The 22489-nt window shown below is 71.5% G+C and carries 23 protein-coding genes; 9 read left to right on the forward strand and 14 right to left on the reverse strand.

Annotation, left to right across the window (positions count from 1 at the left end):
* The first annotated feature begins 99 nt into the window (after positions 1-99).
* Positions 100-801, forward strand: a complete 702-nt coding sequence (gene ctrA / locus M8231_RS01955; protein ID WP_249751381.1) for a response regulator transcription factor CtrA — start codon at positions 100-102, stop codon at positions 799-801.
* Between the two features lie 61 nt (positions 802-862).
* Here the strand turns inward: ctrA and M8231_RS01960 are convergent, their stop codons facing one another.
* The 4 genes from M8231_RS01960 to fliI all read right to left on the reverse strand — a co-directional run bounded on the left by M8231_RS01960 (position 863) and on the right by fliI (position 4797).
* Entirely contained in the window at positions 863-1771 is a 909-nt protein-coding gene (locus tag M8231_RS01960; RefSeq protein WP_250202132.1) for an oxygenase MpaB family protein, read from the reverse strand.
* Positions 1772-1812: 41 nt separating this feature from the next.
* Positions 1813-2871 (reverse strand): endo-1,4-beta-xylanase, encoded by a 1059-nt coding sequence (locus tag M8231_RS01965; RefSeq protein WP_249751380.1) that lies wholly within the window; start codon positions 2869-2871, stop codon positions 1813-1815.
* A gap of 165 nt (positions 2872-3036) precedes the next feature.
* Positions 3037-3447, reverse strand: a complete 411-nt coding sequence (locus M8231_RS01970) for a flagellar export protein FliJ (RefSeq protein WP_249751379.1) — start codon at positions 3445-3447, stop codon at positions 3037-3039.
* A 6-nt stretch (positions 3448-3453) separates the two neighbouring features.
* Entirely contained in the window at positions 3454-4797 is a 1344-nt protein-coding gene (fliI, locus tag M8231_RS01975) for a flagellar protein export ATPase FliI (protein ID WP_250202133.1), read from the reverse strand.
* A gap of 175 nt (positions 4798-4972) precedes the next feature.
* On the opposite strand from fliI, the gene M8231_RS01980 reads away from it, so the two are divergent.
* On the forward strand, positions 4973-6436 hold the full coding sequence (locus tag M8231_RS01980) for a methyl-accepting chemotaxis protein (RefSeq protein WP_250202134.1): 1464 nt from the start codon (positions 4973-4975) through the stop codon (positions 6434-6436).
* Between the two features lie 24 nt (positions 6437-6460).
* On the opposite strand, the gene M8231_RS01985 is transcribed toward M8231_RS01980, so the two are convergent.
* The gene (locus tag M8231_RS01985) at positions 6461-7348 is read right to left on the reverse strand and encodes an EamA family transporter (protein WP_249751378.1); all 888 of its coding nucleotides are present in this window, start codon (positions 7346-7348) and stop codon (positions 6461-6463) included.
* Positions 7349-7433: 85 nt separating this feature from the next.
* On the opposite strand from M8231_RS01985, the gene M8231_RS01990 reads away from it, so the two are divergent.
* The 4 genes from M8231_RS01990 to M8231_RS02005 all read left to right on the forward strand — a co-directional run bounded on the left by M8231_RS01990 (position 7434) and on the right by M8231_RS02005 (position 10864).
* Positions 7434-7916 carry an Lrp/AsnC family transcriptional regulator gene (locus M8231_RS01990; RefSeq protein ID WP_249751377.1) on the forward strand — a complete coding sequence of 161 codons (483 nt, stop codon included), beginning with the start codon at positions 7434-7436 and terminating at the stop codon, positions 7914-7916.
* A 101-nt stretch (positions 7917-8017) separates the two neighbouring features.
* Positions 8018-8998, forward strand: a complete 981-nt coding sequence (gene cysK / locus M8231_RS01995) for a cysteine synthase A (RefSeq protein ID WP_249751376.1) — start codon at positions 8018-8020, stop codon at positions 8996-8998.
* 55 nt (positions 8999-9053) lie between these two features.
* Positions 9054-10274, forward strand: a complete 1221-nt coding sequence (locus M8231_RS02000) for a DUF2336 domain-containing protein (RefSeq protein WP_249751375.1) — start codon at positions 9054-9056, stop codon at positions 10272-10274.
* Between the two features lie 161 nt (positions 10275-10435).
* Positions 10436-10864, forward strand: coding sequence for a Ros/MucR family transcriptional regulator (locus M8231_RS02005; RefSeq protein ID WP_250202135.1), 429 nt, complete (start codon positions 10436-10438; stop codon positions 10862-10864).
* Between the two features lie 98 nt (positions 10865-10962).
* Here the strand turns inward: M8231_RS02005 and M8231_RS02010 are convergent, their stop codons facing one another.
* The 8 genes from M8231_RS02010 to M8231_RS02045 all read right to left on the reverse strand — a co-directional run bounded on the left by M8231_RS02010 (position 10963) and on the right by M8231_RS02045 (position 18889).
* Positions 10963-12084 (reverse strand): DUF2336 domain-containing protein, encoded by a 1122-nt coding sequence (locus tag M8231_RS02010; RefSeq protein ID WP_249751373.1) that lies wholly within the window; start codon positions 12082-12084, stop codon positions 10963-10965.
* Positions 12081-12914, reverse strand: a complete 834-nt coding sequence (locus tag M8231_RS02015) for a hypothetical protein (RefSeq protein WP_249751372.1) — start codon at positions 12912-12914, stop codon at positions 12081-12083. Before M8231_RS02015 ends, M8231_RS02010 begins: the two co-directional genes overlap by 4 nt.
* A 78-nt stretch (positions 12915-12992) precedes the next feature.
* Positions 12993-14048, reverse strand: coding sequence for an ABC transporter substrate-binding protein (locus tag M8231_RS02020; protein ID WP_249751371.1), 1056 nt, complete (start codon positions 14046-14048; stop codon positions 12993-12995).
* 58 nt (positions 14049-14106) lie between these two features.
* Positions 14107-15255 carry a TonB family protein gene (locus M8231_RS02025; RefSeq protein WP_249751370.1) on the reverse strand — a complete coding sequence of 383 codons (1149 nt, stop codon included), beginning with the start codon at positions 15253-15255 and terminating at the stop codon, positions 14107-14109.
* A 622-nt stretch (positions 15256-15877) separates the two neighbouring features.
* Entirely contained in the window at positions 15878-17185 is a 1308-nt protein-coding gene (locus M8231_RS02030; protein ID WP_250202136.1) for a PQQ-dependent sugar dehydrogenase, read from the reverse strand.
* Positions 17182-17577, reverse strand: a complete 396-nt coding sequence (locus M8231_RS02035; protein ID WP_250202137.1) for a DUF2231 domain-containing protein — start codon at positions 17575-17577, stop codon at positions 17182-17184. The genes M8231_RS02030 and M8231_RS02035 overlap by 4 nt, the downstream gene beginning before the upstream one ends.
* 181 nt (positions 17578-17758) lie before the next feature.
* Positions 17759-18742, reverse strand: a complete 984-nt coding sequence (locus M8231_RS02040) for an alpha/beta hydrolase (protein WP_249751368.1) — start codon at positions 18740-18742, stop codon at positions 17759-17761.
* 6 nt (positions 18743-18748) lie between these two features.
* Positions 18749-18889 carry a hypothetical protein gene (locus M8231_RS02045; RefSeq protein ID WP_249751367.1) on the reverse strand — a complete coding sequence of 47 codons (141 nt, stop codon included), beginning with the start codon at positions 18887-18889 and terminating at the stop codon, positions 18749-18751.
* A 282-nt stretch (positions 18890-19171) separates the two neighbouring features.
* Here M8231_RS02045 and M8231_RS02050 point away from each other — a divergent pair, with 282 nt between their 5' ends.
* Positions 19172-19348 carry a hypothetical protein gene (locus M8231_RS02050; RefSeq protein WP_249751366.1) on the forward strand — a complete coding sequence of 59 codons (177 nt, stop codon included), beginning with the start codon at positions 19172-19174 and terminating at the stop codon, positions 19346-19348.
* A gap of 3 nt (positions 19349-19351) precedes the next feature.
* On the opposite strand, the gene M8231_RS02055 is transcribed toward M8231_RS02050, so the two are convergent.
* The gene (locus M8231_RS02055; protein WP_250202138.1) at positions 19352-21340 is read right to left on the reverse strand and encodes an ABC-F family ATP-binding cassette domain-containing protein; all 1989 of its coding nucleotides are present in this window, start codon (positions 21338-21340) and stop codon (positions 19352-19354) included.
* A gap of 83 nt (positions 21341-21423) precedes the next feature.
* Here M8231_RS02055 and M8231_RS02060 point away from each other — a divergent pair, with 83 nt between their 5' ends.
* Both M8231_RS02060 and M8231_RS02065 read left to right on the forward strand, forming a co-directional pair.
* Complete coding sequence (locus M8231_RS02060) at positions 21424-22002, forward strand: TetR/AcrR family transcriptional regulator (protein ID WP_249751365.1); 579 nt, start codon at positions 21424-21426, stop codon at positions 22000-22002.
* Complete coding sequence (locus M8231_RS02065) at positions 21999-22337, forward strand: DMT family transporter (protein ID WP_249751364.1); 339 nt, start codon at positions 21999-22001, stop codon at positions 22335-22337. The genes M8231_RS02060 and M8231_RS02065 overlap by 4 nt, the downstream gene beginning before the upstream one ends.
* The last annotated feature ends 152 nt before the right edge of the window (positions 22338-22489 follow it).

The raw sequence follows: 22489 nt of genomic DNA on the forward strand, positions 1-22489 counted from the left end.
GTTAACCCTTCTTAAGGTTTTCCTATCTTAACCTGCGAACAAGGTTACCCGGCCGTTGGTGCGGGTGCTTAACGTCAAGCTTTGCCTGGAGGGGCACGAATGCGCGTCCTGTTGATTGAAGACGATCACGCGACGGCCCAGAGCATCGAGTTGATGCTGAAGTCGGAAGGCTTCAATGTCTACACGACCGATCTCGGCGAAGAAGGCATCGATCTGGGCAAGATCTACGACTACGACCTGATCCTGCTTGATCTGAACCTGCCGGACATGAGCGGCCTGGAGGTCCTGCGCCAGCTTCGGAACGGCAAGATCAACACCCCGGTCATGATCCTGTCGGGCAGCCACGAGATCGAGACCAAGGTCAAGACCTTCGGCGGCGGCGCCGACGACTATCTGACCAAGCCCTTCCACAAGGACGAGCTGATCGCCCGCACTCACGCCGTGGTCCGTCGCTCCAAGGGCCATGCCCAGGCGATCATCCACACCGGCGACATCGCCGTGAACCTGGACGCCAAGACGGTCGAGGTGAACGGGCACCGCGTGCACCTGACGGGCAAGGAATACCAGATGCTGGAGCTGCTCTCGCTCCGCAAGGGCACGACCCTGACCAAGGAAATGTTCCTGAACCACCTGTACGGCGGCATGGACGAGCCCGAGCTGAAGATCATCGACGTCTTCATCTGCAAGCTGCGCAAGAAGCTGGCCACCGCCGCCGACGGCAAGCATTACATCGAAACCGTCTGGGGCCGCGGCTACGTCCTGCGCGACCCGGCCGAGGGCTCGGCCAGCGCCGCCGCCTGATCCATCCGGGTCGAGACCACGAAGCGCCCGCCGGAAACGGCGGGCGTTTTCCTTTCCGCCGTCAGCGGTAGAGCCAGTCCGGCGGCAATCCCAGGCGGACACACGCCCGCGCGGGCGGCGCGTCGCGCAGCGGCAGCCGATCGGCGGCGCGGGCGGCGGCGCGCACCGCGCCCGCCTGCCAGCCGTTCAGTCCGTGGCGCGCCTCCAGCCCCACGATCCGCGCGACCGGCGCAGGCGTCAGGTCCACGGCGGCCCGGATCAGCAGGTGCTGCAGCGGGCGGCCAAGGCGGGGCAGGGCCGGCGCGCGCCGCATGATGTCCAGGAATTCGAACACCACGGGCGAGGCGCTCAGGCGCGGCGTCATGGCCGCCAGCTGCGCCTGCCATTCGGCCTGCGATGTCGGGGCGCCGGTCGCGCCATACAGCCGGGCGGCCGGCGCGGCCTCGGCCCAGGCGCGGTCCCGCTCGGCCGGGCTCAGCGGGCGCACGAAGCGGTGATAGGCCTCGCCGAAGCCGTAGCCGGCGGTCGCCTGCACCCAGTCCAGAAGATCGGTGTCGTCGGCGGCGTAGGCGCGGCCGTCGTCGGCCTGGCCGGTGACGCGGGCGTGGCGGCGGTTGACGCCCGCGATCATCGCCTCGGCCTGGGACCGGGCGGCGTACACGGTGACCATGGCGGCCAGGCCGGTGCGTTGCAGGCGCGGAACCGGATCGGTGCGGAAGCTGGTGTGGTCCCAGACCCCGGCCCGCACGCGCGGCTCGGCCAGTTCCAGGATCACCGCCGCCACGCCGCCGATGAACAGGCTGACCGGGTTCTTGAACACCTGCCAGGAGACGGAGTCGGCCGGAACCAGCGCCGGTTCGCCAGCCGGCTGGGCGAAGTCGATCTCGGGCAGGCCTGCGGGCCGCAGGAAGGCGCCGGCGGCGGCCTCCACGCGGCGCTGGATCGGAGAGGGCAGGGCCAGGGCGGTCATGACGCCAAAGCGGGCGGGGGCGGCGGGCGGTTCCCGCTCCCTTAGGCGCCGAACCCCTGGACCAAGGCCGCCGCCATCGGGTTCGGCCGGCCGAAACTGTCGAACGGCAGGGGCTTGTCCTTGCCGTCGTCCTTCTCGCCCTGGCGGTACCAGCTGTCGGTGTCGCGCAGGCCCCAGACGGTGAAGGCGTAGCGCTGGGCCTCCGGCAGGGCGGCGAAGGCGGCGGCCAGTTCCGTCACCCGCGCCGTCTGGCGCGCGATCCGTTCGGACTGGGACCGCAGGTCCAGCCGCTTGTCGGTGCGCAGGGTGCAGTCCAGTTCGGACACGTGGAGCGGCAGGCCGAACCCCGCGACCTCGCCCATGAGGCGGGCGATGGCGCCCTCCTCGACGTCGATCCACAGGTGCGACTGCAGGCCCAGGCCGGTCAGCGGACAGCCCGCCTTCAGCAGCCGCTCGACCAGCCGCAGGAACTGCGCGCCCTTGGCCGGGATGCTTTCCTGGTTGTATTCGTTCAGGAACAGGACCGCCTCGGGGTCCGCCTCCCGCGCCTTCTCGAACGCCCGCAGGATGTAGCCGTCGTGGCCGTAGCGGGCCGACCAGTGGCAGTCGCGCAGGCCCGAACCGTCGTCCAGGATCGGCTCGTTGACCACGTCCCAGCCCCGCGCCCGGCCGCGATACCGGCCGGCGACCGAGGCGATATAGCCGTCGAAGGCGCGGTCGAAGGCGGCGCCGCTCAGTCCCGCGAACGCCTGCTCGCCCTGGGCGTACCAGATCAGGGCGTGGCCGTGCAGGGCCATGCCGTTGGCGGCGGCGAAGGCGGCGATGCGGTCGGACCGGTCGAAGTTCGGGCGCTTCAGGCCGTCGGCCAGGACGTATTCCATCTTCATCTCCCACTCGGGCGTCAGCTGGGAGACCTGCGTACGCGCCAGGGCGACCCAGTCGGGATCGTCCAGCAGATAGGCCTTCACCGCCGCGCCGAACGGGGCGGGGCAGGCGGACTTCAGCGGGGGGATTGCCACCGGCGCCGGCTCGGCCGAGGCGAACCGGTCGCAGGCGGCGAGGGCGAAGGTCGAGGCCAGAACGGTGCGGCGGTCGATCACAGGCTTTCTCCCTCCCCGTCCCGGGGAGGGTGGTCGCGCAGCGACCGGGTGGGGGCGGCCCGACGATGCGGGATGAACGGAGAACGCGGCGCGCGGCCCTCCCCACCCGGCTTCGCCTGGCGGCTCAGCCACCCTCCCCCGCAGGGGGAGGGAGAAATCGTGCGCCTACACCGCACGCCTTCTCAGGCCCATTTCGTCGAACGCCGCCGTCTCGCGCTTGGCCCGGGCGACCAGCCTCTCCAGCCGCGTCGCCTCGGCGACGTGCTCGAACTTCTTCAGCGCCTCGAAGGCGCCGGTCAGGGCGTCGCGGGCGCCGGCCTCTTCGGCCTCGATCTCGGTCAGGGCGCCCTCGGCGGCGGCGCGGCGGTTCTTCCAGCCGGCCAGATAGGCGCCCAGCATCATGCCGGCCTCGGCGTCGGCGCGGGCGCGGGCGCGTTCGCCCTCGGCCTCGGCGTCCAGCACGGCCAGCTTCATCTCGGCGCCGCCGCGGCGTTCGGCGATCTCGGCCAGGCGCTTCTGCAGCGTCTCGACCTCGTAGTTGGAGATTCGGATCAGGGATTGGGCCCAGGCGGTCATGTGTACTTACTCCCTGATCATACCTTGGTTCAGGATTGCCTCCAGCCGGGTAAAGGAATCGGTAAGACGCGTGACGTCGTCCTTGTCCTGTCCCAGGAAATCCTCCAGCGCCGGGTTCAGCGCTATGGCGCGGTCGACGATGGGGTCGGCGCCGGCGCGATAGGCGCCGATCTTGATCAGCTCTTCCATGTTCGCATAGGCGCTCAGGCACTGGCGGGCGCGCTTGTTCAACTCGCGCTCGGGCGGCGTCTGACAACCCGGCAGGGTGCGGCTGACCGACTTCAGCACGTCGATGGCGGGAAAGCGCCCGCGCTCGGCGATCTTGCGGTCCATGACGATGTGGCCGTCCAGGATGCCGCGCACCGCGTCGGCGATCGGCTCGTCATGGTCGCCGCCGTCCACCAGCACGGTGAACAGGGCGGTGATCGGCCCGGCCGTCGTGCCGTCCGGCCGGATCGGCCCCGGCCCGGCCCGTTCCAGCAGCTTGGGCAGTTCGGTGAAGACGGTGGGGGTGTAGCCCTTGGTCGTCGGCGGCTCGCCCGCCGCCAGGCCGATCTCGCGCTGGGCCATGGCGAAGCGGGTGACGCTGTCCATCAGGCACAGGACCTCCAGGTCCTGGTCGCGGAAGAACTCGGCCACGGCCATGGTCATATAGGCGGCCTGGCGCCGTTTCAGCGCCGGCTCGTCCGAGGTGGCGACCACCACCACGGCGCGTTTCAGCCCCTCTTCGCCCAGGGTCTCCTCGATGAACTCGCGCACCTCGCGGCCGCGTTCGCCGATCAGGCCGACCACCACCACGTCGCAGGTCGCCTGGCGCGCCAGCATCGACAGCAGCACCGACTTGCCCACGCCGGACCCGGCGAAGATGCCCAAGCGCTGGCCCCGGCAGGTGGTGGTGAAGACGTCCATCGAGCGCACGCCCAGATCCAGCCGTTCGCCCACCCGGCCGCGCGAATGGGCCGGCGGGGGCGGGGCCTTCAGCGGATAGGGCGCCGGCCCCTGGGGCAGCGGACCCTTGCCGTCGATCGGTTCGCCGAAGGCGTCGACGATCCGGCCCAGCCAGGCGGTGGTGGGGCGCACGCTGGCGGCGGCGTCGATGATCTTGATGTCGGCGCCGGGGGCCACGCCCTCGACCGGGCCGAAGGGCATCAGCAGCGCCTTGGCGTCGCGGAAGCCCACGACCTCGGCGGGCAGGGGGGCGTGGCCGCGCCGGCCGATCTCGGCCCGGGCGCCGACGGCCAGGCGCGACAGGCCGCCGCGCGACTCGATCAGCAGGCCGTTCACGCCCGCGACCTTGCCGGTCACGACCAGCGGATCGATCGCTTCGACGGCGGCGACGAGATTGCGCAAACGGGACCCCACAACAGCCCCCGAGCGTTTGCGCCATCGTGGTTAATGCGCCGTGAAGATCGGCGCGGCCGACCGCGGGTACGCACATTCACCTGCAACCTGGGCGAGAAACGATTTGTCAAGGATTGGGTGCGACCATCCGTCGCTCATCATCCAACGGTCTGGGGAGGCCAGGATGTTCTCACGGCGTCGCGTACCGGGTCCCAACGACGGCCGGCTGGCCGATCTGGAAGGCAAGATGGCCGCCATCGAGCGGTCGCAGGCGGTGATCGAATTCAATCTCGACGGCACGATCATCGACGCCAACACCAATCTGCTGTCGACCCTGGGCTATACGCTGGACGAGATCCGCGGCGGCCACCACCGGATGTTCATGGACCCGGCCGAGGCGGCCTCGCCCGACTACGCCGCCTTCTGGCGCGAGCTGAACGAGGGGCGCTTCCTGGCCCGCAAGTTCCGCCGCCTGGCCAAGGGCGGGCGCGAGGTCTGGCTGCAGGCCTCCTACAATCCCGTGTTCGGCCCGGACGGACGCCCGACCAAGGTCATCAAGCTGGCCGTCGACATCACCGAGGCCGAGCAGCAGGCGGCGCGCAACGAGGCGGACCGCCTGGCCGCCGAACAGGCCCAGAGCTCCCTGGTGGAGGCCCTGGCCGGGGTGCTGGATCGACTGTCCCACGGCGACCTGACCGCGCGCATCGACCAGCCGATGGCCGGCGCCCACCAGCGCATCAAGGACGACTACAACGGCGCGGTCGACAGTCTGCGCCAGGCGCTGGACCAGGTGCTGCAGGCGGTCGCGGCCCTGCGCGGCGGGGCCGACGAAATCTCCAGCGCGTCGGACGACCTGTCGCGCCGCACCGAACAGCAGGCCGCCTCCCTGGAGGAAACGGCTGCGGCCCTGGACCAGATCACCGCCACGGTGGGCCGCAGCGCCGAGGGCGCGCGCCAGGCCTCGGCCGCCGCCGCCGGCGCGCGCCAGCAGGCCGATCGCTCCGGCGAGGTGGTGCGCCAGGCCGTGGCGGCGATGGACGGCGTGCGCCGGACGTCGGGCCAGATCGGCGAAATCATCGGCGTGATCGACGAGATCGCCTTCCAGACCAATCTTCTGGCCCTGAACGCGGGGGTCGAGGCGGCCCGCGCGGGCGAGGCCGGACGCGGCTTCGCCGTGGTGGCGTCCGAGGTCCGGGCCCTGGCCCAGCGCTCGGCCGAGGCGGCCAAGGAGATCAAGGCCCTGATCGGCGCCTCCACGACCGCCGTGGCCGACGGCGTTCGACTGGTCGACGAAACGGGGGCGGCGCTTCAGGACATCGTCGTCAAGGTGGCCGAGATGGACGCCCTGGTGTCCGAGATCGCCGCCTCGGCCCAGGAGCAGGCGACGGGCCTGGCCCAGGTCAACACCGCGGTCAACCAGATGGACCAGGTCACCCAGCAGAATGCGGCGATGGTCGAACAGACCACCGCCGCCTGCGCCAATCTGAAGGCCGAGGCCAGCCAGCTGGCCGATCAGGTCGGCCGGTTCCAGACGGGCGCGGCCGAGACGGCGCCCGTTCCGCGGCCGTCGCGCGAACCCGCCCGCCTTCGGGCCGTGGCCGGGGGCCGCGCCGCCGCCGCCGCGACATCCGACTGGGAAGAGTTCTAGGGCCCGATCGCCGGTCGTCGCCGGTCACTCCGGCAGGGCGGGCGGCGCCCGACGCGTGGTCAGGACCGCGCCGGCCGAGGCGGCGACGATGGCGGCGATGGCCAGGGCCTGCTGGCCGCTGAGATGTTCGTGCAGCAGCACCAGGCCGGCCAGGGCGCCGACCGCCGGCTCGGCGCTGAGCAGCACGCCGAAGGTCCGCCTGGGGATGTGGCGCATGGCGTACAGGTCCAGCGAATAGGGGATGGCGCTGGAGGCCACCGCCACGGCCAGTCCCGCCAGCAGGATCGACGGCGACAGCAGGGCCGCGCCGGCGTGCGCCACCCCGAACGGCAGCACGACCAGGGCCGCCACGCTCATCCCCATCGCCACCGACGGGCCAGGATGGATGTGCGACAGCCGCTTGCCGAAGACGATGTAGAGCGCCCAGAACACCCCGGCTACGGCCGCCAGGGCCACGCCGGTCGGGTCCAGCGCCTGGCCGGCGCCGGACAGGGGCAACAGCAGGCCCAGGCCCAGCACCGCCAGCCCCACCCAGACGAAATGGATCAGCTTGCGCGAAGAGATCAGCGCCAGGCTGAGGGGCCCGGCGAATTCGATGGCGAAGGCCACGCCCAGGGGGATGGTCTTCAAAGACAGGTAGAAGCACAGGTTCAGCCCGCCGATCGCCGCGCCGTAGAGCGCCAGGCCGACCAGGTCCGCGCGGCTGAAGCGCAGCCGCCAGGGCCGCCACACCGCCAGCAGCAGGATCGCCGCCAGGCCGACGCGATAGGCGGTGGCGCCCTCGGCCCCCACGGCCGGGAACAGACCCTTGGCGAAGGTGGTGCCGATGCTGAGCGACAGCATGCCGACGACCAGGGCGACATAGGGCAGGACGGGGGCGGGCGGGGACTGGCGCAGGGGCAGGGCGGTCATGCCCCGACAGGTAGCGGAATCCCGCTTGCGCTTCCCGGCGATTTCCGCTTCGTCAGCGACTGATTTCGTCACGAAAGGTCGCGAAATGACGGGTTTCGTCACCCTGGACGCGTTCGACCACCGGCTGATCGAACGGGTCCGCCGCAACAACCTGGAGCCGGCGCGGGTGACGGCCGAGGCGGTCGGCCTGTCGGAATCGGCGGTGCTGCGTCGCCTGCGCCGTTTGCGGGCCCAGGGCGTCATCGTCGCCGACGTGGCGGTGATCGACCCCGCGCGGGTCGAGCCGCGCATCGTGCTGCACGTCCAGGTCGAGATGAACACCCAGGAGCGCAAGACGGCCGAGGCCTTCAAACGCGCCCTCAAGGCCAGCCCGGAGATCCAGGCCGCCTGGGACGTGACCGGAGAGACCGACTATCTGCTGACCGTGGCCGTCCCCTCGATGGAGGATTACGAGGCCTTCTGCCTGCGCGAACTGACGACCGAGGCGGGGGTGCGGTCGTTCCAGAGCATGATCGTGATCCGCGAAGTGGTCGGCTTCGACCCCGCGCGCCGCGCCTTGCGGCGCTGAGCCCGGCTGAAAGGGCCGCGCAGAAATCATCGACGGCGCGCTCTTGCGCGTTACATCCAGGGCTTATCTGTATAGGCCGCCCAGATCACGGAGACCCGACCATGTCCGACTTCAGCTACGACGCCTCCCGCCACCTGAAGAAGGGGCGCGGCAAGGTCTATGAGTCCATCGTCGACACCCTGGGCGACACGCCCGTCGTTCGCCTGCCCAAGCTGTCGGCCGAATACGGCGCCAAGGCGACGGTCCTGGCCAAGCTGGAGTTCTTCAATCCCATCGCCTCGGTCAAGGACCGGATCGGCGTGGCCATGGTCGAGGCGCTGGAACAGGCGGGCAGGATCGACAAGGACACGGTCCTGATCGAGCCGACCAGCGGCAACACCGGCATCGCCCTGGCCTTCGTGGCCGCCGCCAAGGGGCTGAAGCTGATCCTGTGCATGCCCGAGAGCATGTCGATCGAACGCCGCAAGATGCTGGCCCTGCTGGGCGCGCAGCTGGAGCTGACCCCGGCCGAGAAGGGCATGAAGGGCGCCATCGCCCGCGCGGACGAGCTTCTGGCCTCGACGCCGAACGCCGTCAGCCCGTCGCAGTTCGAGAACCTGGCCAATCCGGCGATCCACCGGGTCACCACCGCCGAGGAGATCTGGAACGACACCGACGGCGCGGTCGACATCGTGGTGGCCGGCGTCGGCACCGGCGGCACCATCTCGGGCGTCGGCCAGGCGCTGAAGGCCAGGAAGCCCTCGGTCAGGATGATCGCGGTGGAGCCCGAGGCCTCTCCGGTCCTGTCGGGCGGCCAGCCCGGCCCGCACAAGATCCAGGGCATCGGCGCGGGCTTCGTGCCCGCCATCTACGACGCCTCGGTGGTGGACGGGGTGGAGCAGGTCTCCAACGACGACAGCTTCGACATGGCCCGCAAGGTCGCCCGCGTCGAAGGCATCCCCGTCGGCATCAGTTCGGGCGCGGCCCTGACCGCCGCCTTCCGCCTGGCGGCGCGGGAAGAGAACGCCGGCAAGACCATCGTGGTCATCATCCCCTCCTTCGCCGAACGCTATCTGTCGACCGCCCTGTTCGAGGGGCTCTGATCGCCCTTCTTCCGCTCTCACACCCGGTTAACGGTTCGCCTCTAGGTTGGAGGCGATGAGCGACGCTTCGGCCCTGTTCGGAGAGGAGACGGCCAGCCCCGCGCCGCTGCGGGCCCGCCATGCCCTGCTCAAGCGGCTGGCCGACGTCGTTTCGCTGCCGGCCAGCCGGGTCAACGCCTTCGAGCGCGCCGTCACCGGCGACCTGCTGGTCGAGATGCTGCGCCTGGCCACGCCCGAGGAGCGCCGCCGCGTGGCCGCGCGCCTGGCGCCCCTGGCCGAGCTGCCCAACAGCGTCAGCCGCCTGCTGCTGCGCGACGAGCCGGCCATCGCCGGCCTGCTGATCGAACAGTGCGCCTCGCTGACCGACGCGGATCTGATCGGCTGCGCGCGCGACGCCGGGCCCGAGCACCGGCTGATGATGGCCTCGCGCCGCGGCCTGTCGGAGATCGTCACCGAGACCCTGTTCAGCTTCGGCGAGATGGAGGTGATCGAGGCGGTGCTGCGCAACGCCACGGCGCGCCTGTCGCAGGTCGGGCTGGAGGCCGTGGTGGCCCTGACCCGCCAGCATCCGGCCCTCAGCGCGCCCCTGCTCAAGCGCCCCGAGCTGCGTCCTGCCGGCGCCTATGTGATGTTCTGGTGGTGCGGGCCCGAGGATCGGCGCACCATCCTGCAGCGGTTCGCCGTCTCGCGCGAAGTGATGCAGGAGGTGTCCGAGGACGTCTTCGCCCTGGCCGCGGAAGAGGGCTGGGCCGACCCGGTGGCGCGCAAGGCCCTGCAGTTCATCGAGCGCCGCCAGCGCAACCGCGCCGCGATCGGCAAGAGCCCGTTCGACGACCTGGAGCAGGCGGTCGCCGTGGCCGCGCGCGACGGCCTGTCGCGCCAGACCGCCACCGAGATCGCCTATCTGTCCGGCATCAAGCCTCTGTCCGGCGCCAAGATCCTGGGCGATCCGGGCGGCGAGCCCCTGGCCATATTGTGCAAGGCCACCGGCCTGTCGCGCACCGACCTGCACCACCTGTGGCGCTCGATGCGGCGGCCCGAGCGGCTGGCCGACGGCGCCGCCCACCCCGACTGGGAGCGGGTGCAGATCACCTATGAGATGCTGGCGGTGGATCGCGCCCAGACTGTATTGCGATACTGGAACTGGTCGCTGTCCTCGGCCCTGACGCCCGAACTGATGCGCGCCATACGCGAGGGCGAGGAGGATGCGGTCGACGAATATTCCGCACCCGAATGGGCCGCGATGATGATCCTGGGCGAAGACTTGGGACGATAAGGTTAGCGGCCGAAGACGCACTTTCTCGTCAGCAGCCTGTCAAATGACGCAGTCGATCCGGGCCCGCGATTGCTTTTGTCCGCAAACCTGCCTAAGCACCGCAAAGAAGTTCGACGGGGGCGGCCGGTCGAGCGCGTTGAATCACGGAAGAGATCGGACGAATGGAAGAAAAGCCTGAACTGCTCGAAATGACGGCGGACATCGTGTCGGCCTATGTCGGCAACAACACCGTTTCGGCCGAGACCCTGCCGACCCTGATCGCCAGCATCCACGCCGCCCTGTCGGGCGTGTCGGCCGGCCCGGTCGAGCCGGAGCCCGAGCCCAAGGAACCGGCGGTGCCGATCCGCAAGTCGATCAACCCGGACTTCCTGATCTGCCTGGAAGACGGCCGCAAGTTCAAGTCGCTGAAGCGCCACCTGCGCACCAAGTACGACATGAGCCCGGAAGAGTATCGGGCCAAGTGGGGCCTGCCCAAGGACTATCCGATGGTCGCGCCGAACTACGCCAAGGCGCGCTCGGAACTGGCCAAGCAGATGGGCCTGGGCCAGGGCGGCCGCAAACCCGCCCGCGCCGCCCGCGTCAAGAAGTAAGTCGGAACATTTCCGGCGACGGACGCCCGCTTCCGCCAGGAGGCGGGCGTTTCCAATTCGCCCTCACCTGCAGGGCGGCGAGGCGCATCCGGTTTGGTTCAGGCGGCCGCCTGGGCGCCGCGGCGCATGCGCCAGAAGCGCAGGGTGCGCAGGGCGGCGTCGCGGCTCAGTTCGCCATACAGCCGGCCGTAGGCGCCGGCCTTGCCCATCGGATTGTCCTCGGACCCCAGCAGCACGACGGCGTAGGTTAGGAAGATGGCCCGGTCCATGTCGGCCGCCTTGCAGATGACCGCCAGGGCGTCCAGCTCCTTGCGCTCGACGATGCGCCGGGCGGTGTGGAAGTCCACGTCGGCCAGCTGCGACAGGGCCACCAGGAAGGGGGTGCGGCCGTTCGAGCGCAGGAAGCGCGCCAGCACCTGGGGCGTCAGCTGGCCGGCGGCGCGCAGCTCGTTCACATAGGCGACGCTCTCGGCGTAGTCGGCCGGCAGGGCGCCGTCGTCGGTCGCGACCCGGGTGCGGCCGGCGGCCAGGGCGGCCTCCAGCAGGTCGGGATCCATGCGCGCGTTCTGCTCCAGGATATGCTGGCGCAGCCGGGCCTCGACGACGAAATACATCTCGTTCAGCAGGTCGGCGGGCAGGCTCTTGCGCTCGACCGTGGCGGCGTGAAGGGCCGGATTGACCTTGGCCCGCTCCACCGCCGTTTCGGACGCCGCGCGCGACAGCCGGGCGCCGTCGTTTCTCAGCAGGGCGCCCAGGGCCTCGTCGTCGCCGTGTTCGACGATGGCGTCCGACAGGGCCTCGGACACCTCGGCCCGGCCGGAGACGGCGCGGATATGGCCCTGGCCCCGGCTGCGGATGACGGTGATCAGGTCCGCGTCGGTCAGCACCGGCGAGGCGCGCAGGACCTTGTCGGCGACCTCGACCTCGTCATTGGCCAGGCGCTGGATCAGGCGATGGGGCGCATGGGGCGCCTCGGCGAAACGGCTGGCCAGTTCGGCGCGGACCGCCGTCTCCATCTCGTCGGACAGCTGGGCCAGGACGTCGCCGTACAGGGCGGTCTCGGCGGCGGTGTGGACCGGGGGTTCGCCGAAGAAGTGGTCGGTCAGCTCGCGCAGCAGCAGGCGGCGCTTGTCGCTGGACGTTTCCCCGGCCAGGGCGATCAGGTGCGGCAGGCGCGAGCCTTCGACGGCGGCCTCCGCGGCGGCGGCTGCAGCGGTCATGGCAGGTCGTCGGCCTGGGTCTGGGGCAGGGCGCGGACCGAGCCGTCGGTGTTGCGCACCAGAGCCGGCGGGCCGTCGGGCTGGGCCAGGTCTGCGCTGGTCGGCGTCTGGGCCATCTGCACCGGCAGGGCGTCCAGATAGACCGGCGCCGGGGTGCGGATGGCGTCCGGCTCGTGCCCCGCCTGGCGGTGGACCGAATAGTAGCGGGCGCTCTGGGCGGAAGGGGCGGCGCCGGCCTCGGGCGCGGCCGCCGTCGCGCCGTCGGGCCGCTGCAGGCGGAAGATCGGGGCGTCGCGGCGGGGCGCCATCGGGTCGGCGACGGCCGCCTGAACCGGGGCCGGTTCGGCGGGCGCGGGTTCGGGCGCGGGCTGGGGCTGGACGCGGGCCTGCGGCGCGGGGACGGGTGCGGACGGCGCGGCGGCCTCCGGCTGGCGGGGCGTCGGCTCGGCCAGGGCGTGAGGCTGGGTCTGAGGTTGCGGCTGGGGCTGGGGCTGGGGCTGGGGCTCGGGGGCGCGCGGCGCGGGCGCCAGCCAGGCGCTGGCCGGGGTCAGGCCGCGAGAGGTCGAGGTCGGGATCGGCGCGGGGGCGATCCGGGCCAGCGGCAGGGAGGCGGTCGATGCGGCGGCGCGGGTCGGAACCGGGCGGGCGCCCTCGGTCGCGGCGTCGAGGGCAGGGGCGGGGGCGGTCGCCGGCCGCGCGGCGACGGCCGCCTTGCCCGGCCAGGACAGATAGCGCAGGCCGGCGCCGTTGGTCGGCTGCTGCTGGGCCAGGGCGACGCCCGGCGCGAGGCCGGCGCCGAGCAGAACGGTGGTGAGCAGGATGCGGCGCAAGACGGCGCTCCGATTGAGGGTCGCATCCACCCTAGCCGGCAGCGCTTAATCGCGCGCTAACGCGCCGTGCTGCGGTTGTCAGCCGCGGCCGGGCAGGTAGGCGTTGGTGAAGGCGTCGCGCCAGTTCAGGCCCGTGTCATAGACATCGCCCCGGCTGGCGACCTCGAAGAAGGCGCGCCAGCGCTCCTCGGTCATGGCGCCCAGGCCGAACAGGGCCGCATCGCCGCCGTCGACCACGGCGTTGTCGCGAAGCCGCGCGCGGGCCTGGTCAAGCAGGGCCTGGCTCATCTCAGGGTTGTCGCGCCGGATCAGGGCGTCGGCCGCCGACGGGTCGCCCCGGATATAGTCGCGCCACCCCTCGGCGGAGGCGGCGATGAAGCTGCGCAGGGCGCCGGCGTTGTCGCGCGCGAAGGCGTTGGGCGCCAGCACCAGGCCGCCGTAGGAGGGATAGCCCGCGTCCGCCGGCAGGAAGACCTGGGGCGTGAAGTCCGCCGCCTGCTCCACCGCGTGGGGGTCCACGGTCAGGTCGCCTTCCAGCACGGCGCGCGGCTCGGCCAGGAAGGCGGCGGCGCGGTCGGGGACGACGCGCGCCTGGTCGTCGGCCAGGCCGTAGGTCGCCTTCAGCCAGACCCAGAGGCCGGCGGCCTGCGGCTCGGCCAGCAGGAAGCGGCGGCCCCGAAGCTGGGCCAGGGCGGCCAGGTCCTCGACCGCCGGCTCGGCGTGGGCGATCAGGACCCGCGGGTCCTTCTGGAAGAAGGCGGCGACGGCGCGCACGGGGGCGCCGGAGGCGACCAGGTTCATCGGCGTGAAGCTGCTGGCGCCCAGGCCCAGCTCGACCGCGCCCGAGGCCAGCAACTGGGGCACGTTCACCCCCGGTCCGCCCTGGACGATCTGGACGTTCAGCCCGCGCTTCTCATAGGCCCCGCCGGCCACGGCCTGATAGAAGCCGCCGTGTTCGGCCCCGGCGCGGGCGTCGGTGGCGAAGCGCAGCCGCACCCGCCCCTGGTCGTCCACCGGCGCCTCGGTCCGCCCGCAGGCGCGCAAGGCCAGCGCGCCCGCGCCGACGACGGCCGCGCCGCCCGCAAGCAGGGCGCGACGCCGGGTCAGGAGGGGGCGATTCCCGCGCTGGATCATGGCGCTGGTTTAGGGGCGGATGGCGGCGTTGGGAAGGCGGGCGTCAGAAGGGCGTGCGTCAGTCGGGGGCGGACGTGTCGTCTCCCGCCTCGATGCGGTAACGGACCGGAACGACGCAGCGGACGCCGGCCTCGAAGCCGGGCGTGGCCTGGCTGGCGCGGACCAGGCGAAGGGCGTCCTCGCCGAACAGGGCGGCCGGCTGGGCCTCGATCACGGCCGCATTGCCGATCGCGCCCCACGGCGCGACGTCGAACCGCACCAGCGCCCATCCCTCGATCGCCCGCTGTCGGAAGACCTCGGGAAAGACCAGGCGGGGTCGAACCCGGAACCGCTCGTCCATGGCCTCGGGGCAGGCGGCCAACGGGTCCGGCCGATCCTCTTGCGCCGGCATCGGCGGGGCGGGCAGGGTCTCGCCCGTCCGGTAGAAGTTATAGACGCAGCCGGTGCGCGCCGGTCCGGGGCGCATTCGGGTTTCCGACACCGCGCGCAGACCCTCGGCGTCCAGGTCGGCGTCGCCGGAGGAGCCCAGGATTTCGACCTGGGACGCCTGGCCGTCCGCCGCGATGTTCCAGCGCACCACCGTCCAGCTGCTGCCGCCGGGCGGCGGTCGGCGGCCGCGCAGGAAGTCGGGATAGGCCGCCACCGCCGGACGACGCCCGCCCCAGCGCTCGCCGCAGTCGGCGCCGTCCCCACCCAGCCGGCGGGCCACGGCGTCGCGCAGCCTTCCCGTTCGGCGGTCGACCGCGAAATAGTTGAGCAGGTCGGGGGTTTCCGCCTCGGCCAGGGCGACGGTGCGCCAGGTCACGGTCAGGCGGCAGTCGGCGCGCGCCCTGGGCTCGAACCGCCAGGCGGCGAAGGCGGCCTGAAGCTTGGCCTCCGTGGCGGGAGGGGCGCCGACGGGCCGCAAATCCGTCACCCGGCCATCGGGCGCGGTGGCGAAGGCCAGGACCAGGTCCGGGCCGGCCAGGCGCATCCCCTCCCGCGCGGGCAGGATCTCGCTGTAGGCGGGGGTCACGGCTTCGCCGTCGCAGGCGGCCTGGGCGTCGGGAACCTGGAAGGTCATGGGCTCGACCGGATCGGCGCCATCGGGGCCGGGCCCCGGGATGATGACGGGCGCGTGCTGCGGCGGCCGCTCTCCGCCGGCTTGCGCCCAGGCCGGGATCACGGCCGAAGCCGCCGTCAGGACGACCAGGGGGACGACACGCATGAAGACCTCCATCTGCCCGCCATGGCTGCAGAAGGAAGCGGCGGCTGTCTAGCGCCTTGTCGTGAAATCGCCGCCGGAATTGAGCGAGGGGACGAAGCGTCCGGGGCGAACCCGTGCTCTTCGTCCCCTCGCCAAGTCCGGGTTGGACTTGGCCGTTCGGGTCTGGACCTCGGCCTGGGCGCCGTCGCAGGCGAACCTGAAAGGGCGGTCGGCTGTATCCTGTCGCGCTCCTGGTCTCCGGCGTTTGCGCAAACCCTGGGGTCCGCGCCGTCCATCGATCCCGATCCGGTTCCCCGTCCTGTCCGATCCGAAGACCGGGAAGGTCGGAGCCTGGATCCCGCCTGTCACCCGTTACGGTCCGAAGACCGCCCGAAGCGCCAGGTCGGAGAGCCGGGCCGGTTCGCTTGATTTCCAAGGTCTCCCCTGGTTTTCCGCGCCGCCGTGTCCCTCTGGCCCGTTGACGTTCCGACGAAACCCGCTATGAGGCAAGCGCCCGATCCCGCCCCGATGTGCACCACTGGCCCGGCGGCGGGGGACAACCCTGTGCATATCCGTGGACGGATCGAAATCGCTGTTTTCGATCAGCGGCTTGCGTTGTCCACAGAAAGCGAGGGCCGCGGCCTCACCCGCCCGGCGCGATGCGCCAGACGGTGTTCGACACGTCGTCGGCGACCAGCAGGACGCGCTTGGCGGGGTCGAAGGCGACGCCGACCGGGCGGCCGCGCGCCTTGCCGTCCTTCAGGAAGCCGGTGGCGAAGTCGACGGGCGGGCCCGACGGGCGGCCGTTGGCGAAGGGGACGAAGACCACCTTGTAGCCGGACGGATCCTGGCGGTTCCAGCTGCCGTGCATGCCCACGAAGGCGCCGGTCGAGAAGGCGCCGCCGAAGCCGCCGCCACGCGCGAAGTCCAGGCCCAGCGCCGCCACGTGCGAGCCCAGGGCGTAATCGGGGCGGATAGCGCGGGCGACCAGGTCGGGCTTCTGCGGATGGGCGCGCGGATCGGTGGTCTGGCCCCAGTAGCTGTAGGGCCAGCCGTAGAAGGCGCCGTCGCGCACCTGGGTCAGATAGTCGGGCACCAGCTGCGGGCCCAGTTCGTCGCGCTCGTTGACCACGGACCACAGCAGGTTGGTGGCCGGCTCGACAGCCAGGGCGGTGGGGTTGCGGATGCCCTCGGCGATGGTGCGGTGGGCGCCCGTCTGGCGATCGACCTCCCACACCACGGCGCGGTCCTGCTCGACCTCCATGCCGCGCTCGCCGACGTTGGAGTTGGAGCCGATGCCGACATAGAGGAAGCGGCCGTCGGCGCTGGCGGTCAGGGCCTTGGTCCAGTGGTGGTTGATGTGCGAGGGCAGGTCCGTGACCCGCTGGCCGGGCGCGGAGATGCCGGTCTGGCCCGGCTGGAACGGGAAGCGGGTCAGGGCGTCCTGTTCGGCGACGTAGAGGGCGCCGTCGACATAGGCCAGGCCGTAGGGGGCGTTCAGGTTCTGGACCAGGACGGCGCGCAGCTCGGGCCGGCCGTCGTTGTCGGCGTCGCGCAGCAGGGTGATGCGGTCGCCGCCCTTCACGCTGCTCTTGCCGCGGGCCTTGATGACGCCGGCGATGACGTCCTTGGGCCGCAGCTTGGGGGCCTCCTTGCCGCCCGATCCCTCGGCCACCAGCACGTCGCCGTTCGGCAGGACCAGCATCTGGCGCGGGATCTTCAGGTCGGTGGCGAAGGGGGTGACGGTGAAGCCGGCGGGCACGGTCGGCAGTTCGCCGTTCCAGGGACCGGGGGGCGAGACCTTCATCGGCGGGATCAGGGTCTGGTCCTGGCGCGGCAGGTCGGGCTGGGCGCCCGTCTGGTTCAGCGACGGGTCGCTGGAGCCGCCGCAGGCGGCCAGGGCGAGAACCAGGGCCGAGGCGGCCGGAGCGGCGAGAAGACGACGGATCATCGGGCGATCTCCCGCACGGTCGGGGTGGAATAGGCGAACCAGCCGGCCGCCAGGGCCAGCAGGGCGGACAGGATCGACAGGGTCAGGCCGAAGGCGCCGACCGAGCTCCAGGCGTCCTGGCTGTGCTTGAAGGCGTTGACCAAGCCGACGACCCAGGCCAGCGCCAGGGCGCCGACATAGACGGCGCTGTCGCGCCGGGCGGGGCCGCGCCAGTCCAGCGCCAGCCGCACCAGGGCCCAGACGCCGATCACGCCGCCGAACACCAGGGCGCCCACGATCAGCCAGGCCGAGAAGTTCGACCACTGCATCTCGGCGGTCTTCAGATAGGCGATGTCGGTGAAGACGGTGAAGACGAACAGCACGATCGGAAAGCCCAGCAGAATGTCGTGCAAGGGGCGAAGTCGGGCGCGTATGTCCCCTGTCGTGGAAAGCATGGGCTCTGTTCCTCCTCGATCCCGAACCTGTGAGCCAGGGTCCAATCCCCAGCGTGGCTTTTGGTTTCGCGAGATCGGCCGATGCGGCGGTTTCACGCGCCAGGCCGGGCCTCAGCCGGCGGAGGCGGCCAGCCGGGCCTCAGCCGGCGGAGCCGGCCAGCCGGGCTTCGAGCCAGCGCCGCACGGCGATGCGGGCGCCGCGCGCGGCCGGGCCGCCGAAATGCAGGAAGCCGTGCGGGGTCTCGGGCACGCGGATCAGGTCGACCTCCGCGTCCTGGGCCCACCCGCGCGCCATCAAGAGGCTGTCCTGGAACAGGGGATCGTACTCGCCCGCTAGGAACAGGGCCGGCGGCAGGCCCGACAGATCGGCGTAGAGGGGCGAGACGTCGGGCGCCCGAAGCGCCGCCTCGTCGCGGTCGGGCGCAAGCCGGGCCAGGTCCGCCCGCATCGTCGGGCCGTTGAACAGCAGCGTGTCGCGCCCGGCCGCGCGGACGCTCTCCGTGCCGGAAAGGTCATAGACGCCGTAGGCCAGGACGCAGCCCCGCACCAGGTCGACCAGCCCCCGGTCGCGCAACGCCAGCACGGTCAGGGCCGCCAGGTGGGCGCCGGCCGATTCCCCGGCGACGAACAGATCGGCGGCGCCCAGCTGGTCGACGTTGCCGACGGTCCAGTAGGCGGCCTGAAGACAGTCCTCTATGGCCGCCTCGATGAAGACGCCGCGCCGTTCCGACAGCAGGCGATAGTCGATCGAGACGACGCAGAAGCCGCGCCGCGCCAGATGGGCGTTCAGCCGGTCGTTCAGGCTGGCGCTGCCCAGCACCCAGCCGCCCCCGTGAATGTCCAGGACGACGGCGCGGGGCGGGCCCTCGGGCCGCAGGATGCGCAGGGGAACCGACAGGTCCTCGTCCGGGGCGCGGACCTCGACCGTGACGCCGCGCTTCTTCAGGCGGGGGCCGTGAAGCCGGCCGGCGGCCGCGTCCAGCCAGGTCGAGAGCCGCTGGCCCGCCTCGATCCGCCAGGGGTCGGTGCGCAGGCGCGGCGCGCGGGCCAGGACGGCGTTGATGCGCCGCTGGGCCGCCAACTGCGGCGGCGGGAAGTCGACGGTATGGACGCGCAGGGGCATGGGGGCCTAGCGGGCCTTGGCGTCGTGCTCTTCGATCTCGCGGGACAGGCGGTCGGAGCGCCGCTTCAACTGAACGGCCCAGGCGGTCAGCGGCGTCGTGATCGCCAGAATCGCGATCAGGCCAGCCAGAATGTCGCCGTCAGTCATCGTCGGGAGCCTCCGCTACGACAGGCGCAAGATAGATGGTCGCGGCGTGCAGCGCCAGTGCGACGACCAGTCCGACCCACGCCCAGATCGTGTCGTTCGGCCCCCGGGTCACGATCAGGGCGACAGCGCCTCCGCCCGCGGCGATGGCGTAGGTGTGAAGCGTCCGGCGCAGCTGGACGATCCGGGCGTCGGCGTCCCGCTTCGCCTCCCGGAGAGCATCCTAGGGTCGCGAAATCGATGTCGCTCTGGACGACTCGCGGCCTGTCGGCCTAGCCTGGCGGGATGAAACGCCTGACGCCCTTCGCCGTGCTCTTGATCTTCGGCCTGATCGGCCTGCTGACCGGCAAGTTCGGGCTGTGGTTCCCGTTCGGCCTGGTGGCGGCCATCGTCGTGGGCGTGGTGCAGGATCGGCGCGCCAGGGCGGCGGCCCCGAAGGACCCGGCGCCGACGGACGGCTGAGGCTCAGCCCGCCAGGGCCGCCTTCTTCTCTTCCAGCTCCAGCCATTCCAGTTCGGCGGATTCCAGCTCGGCGCGGGCCTTTTCGGCGGCCTTCATGGCGACGTCGAAGGCCTTGGGGTCGCGGGCGTACAGGTCGGGATCGGCCAGGGTCGCGTCGTGCCGGGCGATGGCCGCGGGCAGGGTTTCGAGCAGCTTCTCCAGCTCCTCCAGCCGGCGCGCGTCCTTGTAGGAGAGCTTCTTCCTGGGAGGGGCGAGGGGCGAGGGGCGGGGGGCGACGGGTTCGTCGCTTGTCGCCGCCGCGCCCGACTTCTTCTTCTCGCTGCTCGCCACCCGCGACTCGCCGCTCAGGAACCCCGGGTTCTGGCGCAGGAAGTCGGTCCAGCCGCCGGGGGTCTCGACGATGTCGCCGCGGCCGTTCAGGGCCAGGGTCGAGGTGGCCAGGCGGTCGATGAAGTCGCGGTCGTGGGAGACCAGGATCAGGGTGCCGTCGTAGCCCTCCAGCAGCTCCTCCAGCTTGTCCAGCGTGTCCATGTCCAGGTCGTTGGTCGGCTCGTCCAGGACCAGCAGATTGGCCGGCTTGGCCAGGGCGCGGGCCAGCAGCAGGCGGTTGCGTTCGCCGCCCGACAGGGTCGAGATGGGCTGCTTCAGTTGGGCCTCCTGGAACAGGAAGTCCTTGGCGTAGGCGGCGACGTGCATCGAGCGGCCGCGCACCAGGATGCTGTCGCCGCCGCCCGGCGTCAGGGCGTCCCACAGGGTCATGTCGGACTTCAGCCCCTCGCGCGACTGGTCCAGATAGACGGGCTCCAGGTTGGCGCCCATGCGGACGGTTCCCTCGTCGGGGGCCAGTTCGCCCAGCAGCACCTTGACCAGGGTGGTCTTGCCCGCGCCGTTGGGGCCGACGATGCCCAGGCGGTCGCCGCGCAGGATGCGGGTGGTGAGGTTCTTGAACAGGGTGCGGCGTGATCCTCCCCCGCTTGCGGGGGAGGGGGACCCCGAAGGGGTGGAGGGGGCGGACGTCGCACCGGCGTCAGAAGCGTCGAGAGCGAGTCCGGTTCCGCCCCCTCCACCACGCTGCGCGCGGTCCCCCTCCCCCGCGTCGCGGGGGAGGATCGAGGTGGCGAACCCTTTGCTGACCCCCTTCACATCCGCCACCAGCTTGCCGGAGACGGCGCCGGAATCGACGCCGAGGTTCAGTTCGCGCGGCAGGTCGCGGACCCGTTCGGCGCGGTCGGCGCGCATGGCCTGAAGGGCGCGGGCGCGGCCTTCGTTCCTGGTGCGCTGGGCGGTGATGGAGCGGTAGAAGGTGTAGGTCTCGGCCTCGATCTTCTTGGTCAGGCGGCGCAGGGATTCGGCCTCCTCCTCCATGACCTTGGCGGACCAGTCGTCGAACTCGACGAAGCCCTTGTTCAGGGTGCGGACGCGGCGGCCCTCCAGCCAGTGGACGGTGTCGGTGACGCGGTTCAGGAAGGCGCGGTCGTGGCTGACGACCAGGACGGCGAAGCGGGCCTGGAGAAGCTCGGTCTCCAGCAGTTCGATGGCCAGGATGTCGAGGTGGTTGGTCGGTTCGTCCAGCAGCAGCAGGTCCGGCTCCTCGGCGAAGGCCTTGGCCAGGGCGGCGCGGCGGGTCTCGCCGCCGGACAGGCCTTGCGTGGACTTGGCGGGGTCCAGGCCGAAGGTGGTCAGCCAGGCCTCGGCCGTCCAGGGCTCGGCCTCGCCGGAGGCGGCGTAGTCGAGGAGCGTGTCGCCCACGATCAGGGGCTCCTGCGGCACATAGGCGAAGCGCGTGCCGGCCTGGACCGAGCGGTCGCCGCTGTCGGGCTCGATCAGGCCCATGACGACCTTCATCAGGGTGGACTTGCCGGCGCCGTTGCGGCCGACCAGGGCGGCGCGGCTGCGCGGTTCGACCGCGAGGTCGACGCCGTCGAACAGGGGGCGGGGTCCGTCCTGGAGACGGACGTCCTTGAGGGCGACTAAGGGGGGTCTGGCGGCCATTGGCGGCCATATAGAGGAGGGGGCGGCGAACCGCCACGGGCTTCGGAAATTGACTGTTACCGTCCGGCCGGTATGTAGGGCAAATGGACACCGCCACTCGCCGCCGCGCGCCCGACGACACCCGAACCGAGATCATCGACAAGGCCCTGGAGGTCGCGGCCGAACTGGGGGCGTCGGGCTTCACCCTGGATGCCGTGGCGGCGCGGACGACGGTCAGCAAGGGGGCGGTTCTGCACCACTTCCCGACCAAGATCGCCCTGCTGGAGGGGATGATCGACCATCTGGGCCAGCTGCACACGGACGGCATCCTGGCCGAGGCGGCGCGGGACCCGGAACCCTATGGCCGCAATGCGCGCGCCTATCTGAGGGCGACGGTGACCGAGCCGGTGACGCCGCAGGACGTCAGCATCGGCCGGGTCGTCATGGCCGCCTGCGCCATAGAGCCGGCGCTGGCCCTGCGCTGGAAGGGCTGGATCGACCGGGTGAAGGCCGACGATCCCAGCGACCCCGTCGGGGCGGACGACGCCCTGATGCTGAGGCTGATCGCCGATGGGCTGTGGATGTCGGACCTGTTCGGCCTCCATCAGGTTTCGGCCGAGCAGCGGCAGGCGCTGCTGTCGCTGCTGACCCCCGGCCACCCGATCACGGGGAACGACGCATGAGCCCGGCGACATGGGCGGCGCTGCTGGGCGCCATCGGGCTGGAGGTGGCGGGCACGACCCTGCTGCAGAAGTCCGAGCAGTTCAGCCGGCTGTGGCCGACGCTGGGGATGGCGGCCTGCTATCTGGTCGCCTTCTACCTGCTGAGCCTGGCGCTGCGGCAGATGCCGGTGGGGATCGCCTATGCGATCTGGAGCGGGCTGGGCGTGGTGGCGATCTCGGCGATCGGCGTGGTGCTGTTCAGGCAGAGGCTGGACCCGCCGGCGGTGGTCGGCCTGGCGATGATCGTGGGCGGGGTGGTGGTCATCAACCTGTTCTCCAAGGCCGTTTCGCACTGATTGATCCTCCCCCGTGGAGCGCAGCGGAACGGGGGAGGGGGACCGCGCGAAGCGTGGTGGAGGGGGCGGACAGCGCGCTGATGTCGGGCGTTAGTTCTGCGAGTCTGATCATCGAATATCGAGTCCGCGTCCGCCCCCTCCACCACTTCGTG

Source organism: Brevundimonas albigilva, assembly GCF_023573565.1.
Classification (GTDB): domain Bacteria; phylum Pseudomonadota; class Alphaproteobacteria; order Caulobacterales; family Caulobacteraceae; genus Brevundimonas; species Brevundimonas albigilva.